This is a genomic window from Alkalibacterium psychrotolerans, assembly GCF_054784355.1.
On the sequence record NZ_BAAGPH010000139.1, the window covers coordinates 18,552 to 32,188 of the forward strand.

The 13,637-nt window shown below is 41.1% G+C and carries 15 protein-coding genes and 1 other annotated feature (1 of these 16 only partly in view); of the genes, 4 read left to right on the top strand and 11 right to left on the bottom strand.

The features are described from left to right. Positions 1-58: a binding site (T-box leader), on the bottom strand; it reaches 203 nt to the left of the window's first position. 152 nt (positions 59-210) lie between these two features. From ACYVLS_RS11480 to ACYVLS_RS11495, 4 genes are all read right to left on the bottom strand, one after another. After that, positions 211-1,398 carry an acetate/propionate family kinase gene (locus ACYVLS_RS11480; RefSeq protein ID WP_460324660.1) on the bottom strand — a complete coding sequence of 396 codons (1,188 nt, stop codon included), beginning with the start codon at positions 1,396-1,398 and terminating at the stop codon, positions 211-213. A gap of 619 nt (positions 1,399-2,017) precedes the next feature. Then, entirely contained in the window at positions 2,018-2,650 is a 633-nt protein-coding gene (locus ACYVLS_RS11485; protein WP_460324662.1) for a copper homeostasis protein CutC, read from the bottom strand. A gap of 2 nt (positions 2,651-2,652) precedes the next feature. After that, a complete protein-coding gene (locus ACYVLS_RS11490; RefSeq protein ID WP_460324664.1) occupies positions 2,653-4,014 on the bottom strand; it encodes an APC family permease in 1,362 nt (453 codons plus the stop codon). Between the two features lie 177 nt (positions 4,015-4,191). Continuing rightward, a complete protein-coding gene (locus ACYVLS_RS11495) occupies positions 4,192-4,779 on the bottom strand; it encodes a GNAT family N-acetyltransferase (protein ID WP_460324666.1) in 588 nt (195 codons plus the stop codon). 120 nt (positions 4,780-4,899) lie between these two features. On the opposite strand from ACYVLS_RS11495, the gene ACYVLS_RS11500 reads away from it, so the two are divergent. Beyond that, positions 4,900-5,541: a GNAT family N-acetyltransferase gene (locus ACYVLS_RS11500; protein ID WP_460324668.1), complete on the top strand. Its 642-nt coding sequence runs from the start codon at positions 4,900-4,902 to the stop codon at positions 5,539-5,541. Between the two features lie 83 nt (positions 5,542-5,624). Here the strand turns inward: ACYVLS_RS11500 and ACYVLS_RS11505 are convergent, their stop codons facing one another. Continuing rightward, entirely contained in the window at positions 5,625-7,055 is a 1,431-nt protein-coding gene (locus ACYVLS_RS11505) for a sodium/glutamate symporter (protein ID WP_460324670.1), read from the bottom strand. 203 nt (positions 7,056-7,258) lie between these two features. Continuing rightward, complete coding sequence (locus ACYVLS_RS11510) at positions 7,259-8,251, bottom strand: metallophosphoesterase (protein WP_460324672.1); 993 nt, start codon at positions 8,249-8,251, stop codon at positions 7,259-7,261. 158 nt (positions 8,252-8,409) lie between these two features. Between ACYVLS_RS11510 and ACYVLS_RS11515 the strand changes: the two genes are divergently transcribed. Both ACYVLS_RS11515 and ACYVLS_RS11520 read left to right on the top strand, forming a co-directional pair. Continuing rightward, complete coding sequence (locus tag ACYVLS_RS11515; RefSeq protein WP_460324674.1) at positions 8,410-9,243, top strand: hypothetical protein; 834 nt, start codon at positions 8,410-8,412, stop codon at positions 9,241-9,243. Positions 9,244-9,245: 2 nt separating this feature from the next. Continuing rightward, positions 9,246-9,677: a VOC family protein gene (locus tag ACYVLS_RS11520; protein ID WP_460324676.1), complete on the top strand. Its 432-nt coding sequence runs from the start codon at positions 9,246-9,248 to the stop codon at positions 9,675-9,677. Between the two features lie 92 nt (positions 9,678-9,769). Here the strand turns inward: ACYVLS_RS11520 and ACYVLS_RS11525 are convergent, their stop codons facing one another. The 5 genes from ACYVLS_RS11525 to ACYVLS_RS11545 form a co-directional block, all read right to left on the bottom strand. Continuing rightward, positions 9,770-10,489: a CBS domain-containing protein gene (locus ACYVLS_RS11525; protein ID WP_460324680.1), complete on the bottom strand. Its 720-nt coding sequence runs from the start codon at positions 10,487-10,489 to the stop codon at positions 9,770-9,772. A 132-nt stretch (positions 10,490-10,621) separates the two neighbouring features. Next, positions 10,622-10,987: a thioesterase family protein gene (locus ACYVLS_RS11530; protein ID WP_460324682.1), complete on the bottom strand. Its 366-nt coding sequence runs from the start codon at positions 10,985-10,987 to the stop codon at positions 10,622-10,624. Positions 10,988-11,045: 58 nt separating this feature from the next. Then, the gene (locus ACYVLS_RS11535; RefSeq protein ID WP_460324684.1) at positions 11,046-11,492 is read right to left on the bottom strand and encodes a hypothetical protein; all 447 of its coding nucleotides are present in this window, start codon (positions 11,490-11,492) and stop codon (positions 11,046-11,048) included. Positions 11,493-11,601: 109 nt separating this feature from the next. Continuing rightward, positions 11,602-11,862 (bottom strand): hypothetical protein, encoded by a 261-nt coding sequence (locus ACYVLS_RS11540; protein ID WP_460324686.1) that lies wholly within the window; start codon positions 11,860-11,862, stop codon positions 11,602-11,604. 136 nt (positions 11,863-11,998) lie between these two features. Next, a complete protein-coding gene (locus ACYVLS_RS11545) occupies positions 11,999-12,562 on the bottom strand; it encodes an NADPH-dependent FMN reductase (RefSeq protein ID WP_460324688.1) in 564 nt (187 codons plus the stop codon). Positions 12,563-12,736: 174 nt separating this feature from the next. Between ACYVLS_RS11545 and ACYVLS_RS11550 the strand changes: the two genes are divergently transcribed. Then, positions 12,737-13,306, top strand: coding sequence for a TetR family transcriptional regulator (locus ACYVLS_RS11550; RefSeq protein WP_460324690.1), 570 nt, complete (start codon positions 12,737-12,739; stop codon positions 13,304-13,306). Positions 13,307-13,637: the final 331 nt, after the last annotated feature.

The following is a 13,637-nucleotide window of genomic DNA, read 5'->3' on the forward strand; positions in this document are numbered from 1 at the left end:
CGACGGAAGCTCTCTGAGATGATTCTCTAGCCTGTACTTATCTTTTCAACGCTTTTATGTTTTCGTTTAAATTAAATTAATTGTTTCGATTGATTAGAAGTGTATCAGATTTGAGAAATCAAAGTCAACACTTTTTTGAGAAATAATTTGACTCGTTATTTTGAGAGCGGATACGTGACTGCTGTACGGGTAAAAAGAAGAATGACCATTTTAGCTCAATCGTTCAACATCTCTGGCAATCATGACTTCTTCATCCGTCGGGATAAGCAGGACTGCCACCTTTGAATCGTTTTTAGAAATAATGCGTTCTTTTCCGCGACAATCGTTCTTTTCTGAATCTATTTCTGCTCCAAGGAAGCTGACGCCATCAATTACATTTTGTCTCGTCTGGATATCATTTTCTCCTATTCCTGCTGTGAAAATAATGGCATCCACACCATTCATGGTTGCTGCATATGAGCCGATATATTTTATAACTCGATTTTCAAAAATGCGTAAAGCTACGGCTGCCCGCTCATTTTTCGAAGCCTGTTCGTGAAGGTCTCGCATGTCACTTGATATCCCTGATAAGCCTTTCAAGCCAGACTGTTTGTTTAAAACTTCTATCATATCATTTATATCAGAAATGCCTTCTTTTTCCATTAAGAATGGAAGCAGAGATACATCGATATCACCTGATCGGGTACCCATGGTCAGACCTGCCAGCGGTGTGAAGCCCATAGACGTATCCACTGATTTTCCGCCTTCGATGGCACATAAAGACGCACCATTCCCAAGATGACAGGAGATTATTTTCAAGTCTTCCAATGGCTTTCCAAGCATGTCGCTCGCGCGTTCCGCTACGTATTTATGACTTGTCCCGTGGTAGCCATATTTTCTGGCGTTATGCTTTTCATAGTACTCCATAGGAATGCTATAAAGGTAATTGACTTTGGCCATGGTCTGATGGAAGGAAGTGTCAAAGACAGCTACGCTAGTGATATCCGGTAGAATCTTCTTGAACGCTTTAATCCCCATTGCATTTGCCGGATTATGAAGGGGCGCCAGTTCCCCAAGGCGTTCGACTTCTTTCAGAACGTCATCGGTAACAACTGCTGAATCGGAAAATGATTCGCCCCCCGCAGCGACTCGATGTCCCACTCCTGTAATCTCGTCAAAGCTTTTAAGAATAGATAAATCAATCAGTTCTTTTAAAAGCATTTCAACTGCCACTTCATGGTTATCTATATCAGCCGTTTTTTCAAGCGTTTCTCCGTCATTATAATCTATTGAAAAAATGGACTCGTTCAAACCGATTCGTTCTACGATTCCTGAGGCCAGTACATTTTCTTCAGGCATTGCATACAATTTCCATTTCAGACTTGAACTGCCTGCGTTTATCGCCATTGTTTTACTCATTTTTATAGTCTCCTTTGTTTAAGTAGATTCTTTGAAATTAAAGCGCATACATTATTAGTTTATCATACTTCCTTAAGCTTACAATAAATAGTTCTTTATAGTCCCTATTAGAAAAACTTTTAGGTACTCTTTACTCTACCTGCACAAAGTATACGGAATAAAAGGATTGAGTAATTTCATACTGGCTTGTTATTCGTTTTTCTTATAGATTTCTAAAGTGCTTTTTCAAATTTATATTGAGACCAGTCATTATTGACTAGCCTCGCAACGTGTCACTAAAGGGGGCTTTGACACCACTTCTCGAACTAAACTGACTTTAACTGGTCTCTATACGACTTTTGACGACAGTTAATACCAGAATAACATTAGAAGTGGTCTCTAAAGCTCTTTTGATGCAAGTTAGTTTGCAGCTTTCTACAGAACTTGTCACTAACTGCGTATTGAGACCATTTCCAGCTGAACTTCCTTTTTAAACTGGCTTTAAAACACTTTTTGAAGCGACTTCTTTGACAGTTCATTATTGAACTGGTCTCAAACAATATTGGTCTCTTATTTTCTTAACAAAAAAACTGGAAGAATGAAGGGGTTCCCTTATCTTCCAGCTTATAAACTGATTTAATTACAGTGAAACAATTTGAGTCCCATGAAACTGATCGGTATGGATAGAAGCTGCCGCTTCATCCAAATTTTCAAAGGTCAGTCCACCGCCGGCAAGAATTTCCAGCTTTCCGTCAGCTCGTTCAATCAGCTGATTAATCCACTCACTGTTCTTTAAAGCTAAACCCGTATGAGCTCCTCGAGTGAGCAGGCGCGTGACCTTTCGATCAATCAAGCCGTGAATGGCTTCTAGCTGATCTGATTGGGGTAACTGGTCGAACGCCATATGAAAGACTGTTTCCTTTTCACCTGAACGTTCCAAAAGGGCTTCGACAAAGGGCCAGTCTACCTTATTTTTGGGCGTGAGTGCTCCGAACACTAAACCATCCGCTCCATTTACAATTGCTTCTTCAACTTGCTTTAGCATCACTGCTTTATCTTCGTCTGTATAGATGAAGTCTCCACCACGTGAGCGAATCATGCAGACAACCGTTACATCATGCTTGTGAGCAAACAGGTTCGTTTGAAGCTGGACCTCAGGTGACGGAGTGGTTCCTCCCAGATCAAGCCGGTCACACAGTTCTATTCTGTTGATACCGGCCTGAACAGCTTCAGGTACACTTGAAAAGTTTTCAGCACAAAATTCTTTGATCACGTTTATCCCTCATTTGGAATTAATCTGTTTTTACTTCCGCTGTAAAGATAGCCGAACAGGCAGACTAAAGCAGAAAAACCGATAAATACCGGCATGTAAACCGGATTTGAGAACCAGCCGCCCAGCAGAATTGTGAGTGACCCCAGTGTCCCCAATACAGGTGCCGCTAATCCTAAGAACTTGCTTTTAATAACACCTTTACTATGAAGCTGGATAACTTTAACGTAAAGAATAATATAAAGAACATAGCTGAATACAATGGCAATTTCACTGATGTCTCCACCAGCCAGAATGTCCCAGCGCTGTGTGACATAATGCATGACCAGCCAGAATACTGTCACGCCGTAAGCTGTTAATGCAGCAAAGGGAGACAGGCCTTTTTCTTTATCCAGTCTGCTGATTTTTGAACTCAACGGTAACATTCCTTTTACGGCAAGAGTATGTGGCAGGCGAATATAGCCCAAACTAATACCATTGACCACACCTAGAATGGATATGAGGACAAAGCTCAGTAGAACACGTTCACCATACAACCCGAATACCGATTGTCCGACTTGTGCAATCGCCTGGTCTCCTGCTGAAAGAATAAATTCTACTCCTACTATGGCAATTAAGCCGAGGAAAAATGCCAGGTAAACGGCTAATACAATCAGAGGTCCTGCCGTCAAAGCCAGCGGCATGGTGCGGCGGTGATTTCTCACTTCCTGAGTAATGGTTGTTGAGACAATCCATCCATCAAATGAGAAAGCTACCGGTGCCAAAGCTCCAAGCCATGCCCAGCCGACATTACTCCGTTCCACTAATTCTATTCCCTCAGGTAAACCAGGGGCTGATTGTGTCCAGAAAATGCCCATCAAACCAATCCCAATCAATGGAATCATTTTAATAATAGTTGTCACATTCTGAAAGCGTCCGCCACTTTTATATGAAAAGTAATTCATCGTAAAGAAAAACGTCATATACATGAAACCCAGCAACGTCTGAAGTTCCAAAGAAGAAGTCAGGTTAAACAGTTGGATTGTGTAAATACCTGACACCCAGCTGACTACTGCTGTGATTGTCGGGAAATAAACAAACATCTGGAACCAGCCGAATGCATTTGCTGCTTTCTCAGATACGAACTCTTCATAATAGGAAACGACTCCCCCTCTCATGGTTGAGCGTCCGGCAAGCTGTGACAAGGTAATACTGCCGAAGATAACGCAGAGTGCCCCGATTACGAATACAAGAATACCTAACCAGACACTGCCACCCGTTAAGCTTAAAATTTCGTCCGACTTGAAGAATATTCCTGAACCTATACTTATACCAACAATCATGGAAATCGCAGTTCCCAGACCGTAGTGTTCTCTTTCTTTCATCATGACTCCCTCCTTCTATGCCTCAATAGGCTACTTAAAAAAATTCATTCTATCACTATAGCAAAAAGAAAATTTAAAATAAAGAGAGACAACACTTGTTTTTAATGAATACGTTATCACTACACACTGTAAACTTTTGAAAGAGGGACTTCTGGTCTGGTTTCGTTTAATCCAACCAATCTATTTGTCTAAAGTGAGACCCATGAAATCATACTTGGTCGACTTGACATCCTGTCTTTTTTTAAAGCCAAATTTTTCATACACATGTCTGGCTCGATCGTTATCTTTCAAAACAAATAAGGTTACTGTTTCAACCCCTTCTTTTGCTGCTGCATAGGCTTTAATGCTCTCCATAATAAAATGGCCAATGTTCTGACCCCGGTTTCCTTCTTTAACAGCGACAAACTCTACATAGAGTTCATTTTCTTCTCGCTTTCGGTTCGTTTCGAACAGCACTTTTAAAAAAATTATAAACTTTCTTAGATCCAAATGCCGGATGACTGCCGTTAACTTTCCGAGCAGGCTGAGTGTCATTCGGTGCTTATTAAATTCTGACAAGCCATAAGCAGCTACAATGGTTCCTTCTTTTTTTACTGTCCAGACATCTATCCCGAAAGCCTCCGCTTCTCCCAGCCAGACTTCACTGATGATGATCTGCAATTCACCTGTAGACATACCAACCTTACTGCTGAATTTAGAGTAAAAGGCCTGTGTGAGGATAGCTGAGACAATGATCTTTTCTTCAGGTTTCATCTTTTCGGTAATCATCGATCGAGTCTCCTTTCATAATTACTTTTTATTAACTGGTTCTGCTGCTTTTCTCTTCTATTCTATCTTAGATGGTGACTATGTTATACTATTTACCATCAGAGAAAAAGGATGATTTAGATGACCAAAGAAACCATTTCCTACCGACCGGTCCAACGGTCTGATTATAAGGCTCTGGCAGCTTTAATTGACACCTCCTGGAACTACAGCACACTTACCTCTGCCTTTAATGCAAAGCAGATGTCCTATGCCTTTCTGTTTTCGAGTCTGGCTCATCAGAGTTTCACTCGGGTGGCACTAAAAGGGAACGAACCGGTGGGTGTTGCCATGGGACGAACGGAGGAACTGCCGCTGAAACACAAATTGTTTCTCATTCCACTCTTGTGCAACCTTATTGCCTTGCATTTCACACCGTCTGGAAGAGAAGCGTTTCAATCTTTTAGGCGAACGCTGCATGTCAATAAATCACTGTTGAAACAGACTCATGAAACCTATGATGGCGAACTTGTATTATTTGCCGTTAGACCGGAAACCCAAGGACTTGGGATAGGGTCTCACTTGTTTGACGACTTCCTGAAGTATCTGCGTTCACAGGGGGCCAGCACTTTTTTCCTGTTTACAGATACCAGCTGCACCTACTCTTTCTACGAAAACAAAGGACTAAAACGGACAAGCGTGATCAGCAGGAATATGCCGTTTCTGAAAAGAGACATCAGCTTTTTCCTCTACCGCGGATCAGTGGCTGATTTTCTAGATAAATAAAAAAGCTCTGAAAGAAATGAACTAGCTGTATTGTCATTCAATACAGTTTCCACTCTTTCAGAGCTTTTAATTTGTGTCTTTTACTAACTTTGGCTCTTTGCCAGTTTACGTTTTGGATTAAACTTAAGCAGTCCGAAAATCAGGAAGAATACCGTAATGACGGTAGAAATAATCAGGAAGACGACGGGACCGAATTGGTAGATAAACGGTAGTGACGCCGCCGTAACCAGTCCCCCTCCTACGAAAGGTTCAAATAGAATCTGCTTGTAGCCGAAGCCCATTAAAGCCGGCGTACGGTATTCAGGGTCCGCAACTTTCATCAGCAATAGACCTGTAGCGGTCATTCCTGTAGCCTGACCAAAATCACCCAGTCCTCTTTCAAACCAGTATTCCGGAATCATACGTGGTCCCAAGTAAAGGAAGGCGAAGATATTCCACACTGTTGCCACAATAGCCAGCAAGAGGAATGGAACAATGTTATCACCAATGACCTGCAGTGACAGTGTTGCAAGGGCTGAAACAAGCAGTACGTCCAGGGCAAAACCGGAAATTTTGCTGATCAGGTTCTGATCAATGTACATGTGAATATCAAATTTATCAAAGAATATCTGTACAATAACGCCGCCAATCATGGCTAGCGGGAATAAAGGTACAAACGGGAACAAGTAAACATCTGTCCAAGCGCCCCAAGTGGCTGCTTCAAGTAGAATCAGTCCCTGCTGCAGCATATAACCAATGGCAATTGCCAGTGCTATTAATGACAAGTGGAAAGCAAGCGGTTCAATAGCCTTGGCTTCTTTCACCTGCTGTTCCATTTCGAAACCATACGATTCAGCTAATCGTTCTTTTTCTTCTTCAGTGAAGTAATCCGTTCCACCGACATGCTTCGCAAAGCCTCTTCGATGACCAATATTAATGATGATTATACCGGCAACAACGCCGACTAAAATCCCAATGGTTGCCAGTCCTAGAGCCAAATCTGCTCCTTCTGCAAAACCTAGACTTTCAAAGGTACTTGCAAGGCCAGCTGCTGTACCGTGGCCCCCAACAAAACTGATTTCAATGAGTGCACCTGCCAGTGGATTGACTCCGAAGAACGGCGTCAGCACAAACATAGTGAGCAGAAGACCAATAACGTACTGTCCCCAGGAGACAGCCTGTCCCATGACAATCTGCGGTCCGGCTATGTTCCATATTTTCTTGATACTTGGCACTTTTTTCCCTAAGAATAAAGCCGCAAATACTATGTTAATGAACATTCCGGGCAGTGGGCGCCAGACATCCAGAATAAAATCCGGAATCAGTCCGTTATAAAACAGCGATCCTTCAGCTAAAAATTGAGAGGTCAGGCGTCCAAGCGCATCCGGCCCTACTAACAGTGCAATAAAACCGGCAATGATAGAGCTGGGCAAAAACAGATCTCTCAGCCATTTCGTGTGAAGTCTAACGACCTTGCCGATTATCAGAAAGACTCCAATCATAATAAAACTAAATCCCACCATATTTGGTGACATAATACATTCCTCCTATGCAAATTAAAACAAATCTCGATGAGTCATAATTAATAATTATAATCGATTACACATTTAATGACAATCTTCCCGAATCCTGTTAGCGATTACAGTTTCACAAGTTGTGACAGCCATTGTTCAAAACTCCCTACACAGCAAAAAAAAAACGCGGTTAAGTCCACGTTTTCTTAGATGTGCTATAATCTTTATTTCATATCCTTTTCTCTAAATGATGCCCGCTCTTCCCGCTCTTCTTTTGTGCGTCTTAGTTTTTTCTCAGCCAGATAGTCGACCACTTCTTTAGGTTTTCTCACATCAAAGGATTCTATTGGTTCAGGTCCACGCATTGTTTCCCTTTTTATAAACAACTTGCCGTTCTCGTCCACTTTTTCTTTCCATCTGACCAGCCGAATCATTCCTTCAGACAGCTCTAAAGCAGTGATGCTGGCAGGATAAATACCGCAGCCAGTGTTGAAATACGGAACCTCTTTATTTTTTGGAAACTTGAATCGATGGGTATGGCCGCATATCAGTACCCGACTGTGCTCTTTTATCCATTTGCTGTAGTTTCGCTCAATCTTGTGGCGTTTTGACACATTCTTTACTGGGCTGGCTGGGTTTTTAATCCCTACGCGGTGGAAAAAACGCCAGAAGAATTTAATGGAAAGCATAGTAAAGAACCAGAACTGATCATTTGGCGCATCACCCTGGTGGCCATGAATGACAAAGAGTTCCTGACTGGTATAGCGGTGTTTTAAGACAATTGATTCCAATGGTTCGATTCCTCTTAGAAAATCAAAAAATTCTTCTGTATACTCATCATAGTTTATATCCAGATTTTTTCTGACGTATTTAGGGTTATCGAGATAAATATCATGATTGCCGTAAATACGGTAGTAGCGTCCGACATCATAAAACCGTTTGATTTCTTTATAGGTATCAACATGTGCATTTTTTATGTGTTCCATTTCCGGGTATTCAAGCAGTTCTTCCCCGTCTCCTACTTCTATAAAAGTATAGCCATTTTCATAATATTCTGTCAGTGCATGCTCAAACATATTACGGCTTTTTAAAAATTCATCCGATACACTGCCGTCACCCCGATGGGCATCACTCATAAAGACAATTCGGGAATAATCATCGAAATACAGAGTTTTCGCTCGCTCATACGCTTCTGTCAGCCTTCTTTGAGTAAACATCTATCCCACTCCTCCACTGTTACGTTTCATCTTAATTATACGCTATATCTAAATGTTTAAAGCAATAGAATGCTCATTTTTTTACAAATTGTAGATGACTTCCCTGATAGCGTATGATAAAGTTAATATAATAGAATTATATCAATAGAGGTGATGGATTGAAATTCGGCGTACGCAAGCCTAATCTAAAAAAATCAGTCAAAGCTCGAACTACCGGCAAAATCAAACGAAAAGTCAAGTCATCAGTTAACCCACTGTATGGGAAAAAAGGCATGGGTGTTGTTAACAATCCTAAAAAAGCCGTGTACAATAAAGTGTACACACGGACCACAGTAGGAGTAAACCCCTTAAGCAGGCAGTCTACCAAAAAGTCTTCATCCAGTCGAAGCACTCGTCGGCAGCCAGCTTCTATTGGGTATACAAAAAAAGAACACATTGAAAAAGAAGTAATTGTGACCAACCCGATTGAACGCTGGTTGCGAAAGCTATTTGGAAAAAAGTCTACTGATAAAAAGATTATCCAGGAAACAGTTATTACAGAGCAATATACTCATGAACAGATGGAGGAAATAAAAGCGGAAGCCGAAGAAAGCCTCTCTCGCTTTAAGCAGTCTCTTCGCCATGCTAATGACACAGTCAATGCCGATGTTTTTTTCTCAAACCTGACAGTAGCTGAACAAGCACTATCCAAAGCAGCTTACTTTATAAGGTGCTACTCGTTTCTAGCAAGTGAAAATAATGATATAATTGAAACCTATCATCAGTTTCTTGATGAAAAAGAGGCGATAATTAAGCAGTTTCTTCACCGACACTTCCAGTCCTCAGTTGAGGGTGCCAGCGAGTTAAAGACAGAACGCGGAAAAAGGAACAGGCTAGCAGCAAATTATTCAGACCTTACTGAGCAGTTTTCACACCTTCCTGATGATACTGTAGATACGATTAACAACATTTGGGCTAATGTCATTCCTCAAAACACATTAAAGGAGACTTAATCATGAAAACAGCTGAACTCGATTTTATCGTTCCAGATACTTTAGAAGCTATAACTCTTTACCAGTCAGTTTTTGACGTCACTGATGTCGATGCTACGCAGTATGAGAAAGGACTCAATGAAGTGCGTTTCAATCTGCACGGCTTAATGATGCACATTCTTGATGAAAATCCGGCTTATAATATGTATGCTCCGAAAAAAGACCAGCTTTTTCCCATCTGGGTTAATGTAACGGTCTCAGATATTAAAGAAACGCTGCATAAGGCAGAAGCCGGTAACTTTACTACCATTCAGCCTTTAACGGACATTCCAGAATTTGGAGTGAAAAATGCAGTCATTAAAGATCCTTTTGGCTACCAGTGGATGCTTCATGAAGTTTACCAGAATAAAACGAAAGAGGAATTAGATAAGGTCATGGATGAAAAATTCAGCTGATTCACAATTCTTAACCGTCTTTCTAAATTAAACACAAAACGATTACCCCATATTCTGAGGGTAATCGTTTTTTTCATATCACCATAGACTGATTACTTATTGGCAACCACTCTTGGAATATCCCAGGGGGTAATGATGCCGATTAAATCGCCTTTTCCATTAACCTTGCCATCTTCTGTTATCAGCAAGGTGTAGGCTATGTGCCCTTCTTTCATTTTTTTCAAAAAGAGTTCTTCTATATCAAAGATGGATTTATCGGCTGGAATAACTGCAAAGAAATCCTGGTCCATTTCCACTTCAAGTATATTTCTGACTGTTGCTTCGCTGATGATGATAGTGTCTGACTTCATTGATTTGGCGAAAAATTTGGTCACTCCTATAGAGGACAGCATACCGACTAGCTCATTACCATCAAAAACCGGGAATTGTGTGTAACGCACTCGGTTGACAATCGCCAGTACATTTTCCAGAGAATCGGTCACGTCAAACGTGCGAACCCGTTTTAAAAACAAATCGCTTACTTTCTTATTGTACTTTATCTTCTCGGTCACTGCTTCCACTTCTTTGATTAAGGCGTCGCTTGGGTAAGCCGCTACTTCTCCTCCGTCAATGGTATGGTGAGCCAGTATATTTCTCAGCTCGCGGTAGAAGTCAATCTGAGTAAGATACGTTTCAATCACTTTATCTTTATTCTTGCGGGCCGCACCAAGCAGTTCCCCGAAGTGGGTGTCGGGTTCTCTGCCGACTTTTTCCGCAACGACTTTCTGCAACTGATTGAATGCATGCATGAAACGCTTATAATTATTTCGCATAGGGGCCTCCTGACTGTTATGAATCAAGTATCTTTAATTCTTACCTTCAGTATAAAGCAAAACTGCCAGAAACAGCTGACGGTTTACTCCAGACGTTATTCTATTTACACGTAAAAAAGTCAGTAGTCAGTTTCAGTTCAGACGGCTCATAAACTTCTCTTCATTGACAACTGCTCGTTTGTGCGTCGCTTGTCCTATCAGTTTATCATCTACATATGCCTCAATTTTATACGTATAAATCTTTTTTTGCTGATCAGTCTGTTCAGCTTTGACACTAACTGTTTTGTCGAGTGCTGTTGGTGCCAGATGGTTGACTTGGATTTCCATGCCGACTGACGTATCTCCTTCTACCAATTCATTTTGCATCAGCGTCATCGCCGTATTTTCCATATAAGCTATCATATGCGGCGTCGACAAGACAGGAAGGCCCCCGGAACCGACTGCCTGAGCTGTTTCATTCTCCTTTACTGTGAACTGCTTTTTCAGAACTTTACTCATGTGGTTTCATCCTTCTCTAAAAAAGGACTCCAGGACTATTACCCGGAGTCCTTCTATCTTATTTTTCGCTTAATTTTCTGATTGGCCGGCCTTCATTGTCAAATACATAATTGCGCAGTTTTTGACTGTCAGCCATGGCCTGTGAAAGTCTGTCCCGATAAGGTTCTGCCAGCTCTTCAAACAGATAGGCCTCTTCATGCAGATTGTGTTTAGAACGCAGTGCCTCCACTTCTCCTGGCTTTCGTAACGTGTATTTGCGAGTAGGTAAGGATCCGTCTATCGTCCGTTTTTCAATGCGATAAAAGTGGTCGTCATCGTTGTAAATAATTTCCAGAGCGCCTGAGTTTGTCCGTTTAAATTCTGCATGCGGATAATCCTCGTTGTGAAGTTCCCACCAGGCCTTGATCCCCTTAATCGCTTCTTCTTCATTTTCGTAACTGCCGTGTTCTTTCTTAACGTTACTCAATCGATTCTGCCAATAATTGGTGTACACTGTCTGTTCCATTCACTTCACTCCTTATATTAGGTTATTACTAGTGTATAGTATTTAGAGCATATTTCAAATGAAATCGAATACAGTGAAGCCTATTGTTAGAAAGCTGTAAACTCCCTGCTTATGTTTTTATCATTTTCAAAACTTTTCTGACTAGCAAAGCAAGTAAAGTAGTAGAAAAAACTGTAAAACCGGCATTCAATAAAAAATTTCCCAATTCATAGTTAACGGCCAGTTCCCTCTGCATCTCCGAAAGTTCTGAGGGTGACAAGTGACTCACATTTTCAGCAGGTGTGAACCCTGCCCATAATAAATAGCCGGAAACCATTGCTATTACACTCAGCGACAGCCCAATGAGCAGCCATTTATTTGCTTTATCCATTCTCTCTCTCCCCATACGTGCTGTTTAACTGACTTAGTATCAAATCAGTACAGATGTACCTTCAGGATACAAAAAAACTGAAAGAACCTCAAGATGAGTTGACGTTCTTTCAGTATATCTGTTTTAGTATTTGGAATTAGGCTCTGACGCCTTTTAGACCTTTGCTCCAGGATACTACTGTATCAAGAACAGCCTGAACTGTTGCATTGTGTACTTCCGCTGGTCGGAAAGTAGACATTTCTTCAAAGTCGGTAAACAGACTGAATGCTCCAAACGGGCCGACCGTAGCAACGTTTGCGTTAGACAAAATTGTTCGCAAATTTAGCGTTGCTGCTACACCCAATGTCGATCCGTAGCCGACAATACCCGCTGCTTTGTTTCCCCATTCAGGACCCAGATAGTCGATTGCATTTTTTAGCGACGGTGAAACTGCCTTGTTGTATTCAGGTGTTATGAAAACAAAGCCATCAAGGGAATCAATTTTCTCCGACCACTTATTGTTCGCTTCTTTATTGTACTGTTTATTCGCCATTGCGGGTGGCATTGCTTCGTTGAATAGTGGCAAATCGTAGTCTTTAATATCGACAATTTCAAAATTTGCCCCTTCAACTGCCTTTGATTTTTCTAAAATATACTCCGCTACTTGACCATTCACACGAGAATCACGCGTACTTCCTGTTACAATTCCAATCTTTACCATAAGTCATTTCCTCCTATTAGTGTTTCTAATATGCTAACTTTTAGTAAGCCAGCTACATGTCATAGTATAAGTTATCTTGACTTCGAGATAAACCAACAGTATAGTAAATGTGTTGTTTAGTTGACAGTCAGGATGAACTGTCGCATAAAATGTAAAATGGAAAGGATGGTTGATATGAAAGAACTGAAACAGGATCCTCGTTTAATACGGACACGTCAGTCCATCATCGAGGCCTTCATTCAGCTGTCGCTTAAAAAAGAATTCTCACAGATTTCAGTCAAGGATATTACACTGACTGCTCAAATTAACCGGGCAACCTTCTACAATCATTTTCTGGATAAATACGACTTACTCGAGAAAGTGGTTAGTGAAAAATTGTCACTGAATTTAGGCTGCAGTCGCCACCCACGGCCACTTTCTCTGAAAGAAACAATAAAAGAAGTCTTTCTGGCTCTCATTCGTTTTCAGGAAAATTTGAATACAGTCGTCAGCGCGGAAGATGAGAATCAAACGATTGAATCCATTGTTCATATTGAACTGACGTCTCTTTTTTTCAAGCGCATAGCCAGTGAACGACCAGACAGTGAACTGGAGACCACGAAACGTCTGGCCAGTTTACTGACACATTCAGTGACCGGTATGAGTAAAGATTATCACTCTCAGTTTTCAGGAACATCTCCGGAAGATTACGTCGAGTCTCTCCTGCCTTACCTGGTCTGTGGCATTACTGAAGAAAGCAGCTGAATTGACTCAGCTGCTTTTTTACATCTTGAACAGTTCATGACAATCATTTCACTCTAAACTACACAGAAAGCTTATATTAATGCAGTTTAGTTTTACAAACTAAACATAAATAGGAGTTGTAGCCGGTTGAGTGCAGTTTAACTGTTAAAAAACTGCTGAACTGCACGGATGCAGCAGTTTGAACCTTCACAAAAATAATAAACTGCTGGATTTTATAATGAAGTTAGCCACCTAGGCTAATATAAAAAAACGCCATGTGAATTTCATGTTATATTGAAGTTACCACTAACTCTCAATAGACAGGATGAATTCACATGACGCACTCTAACGA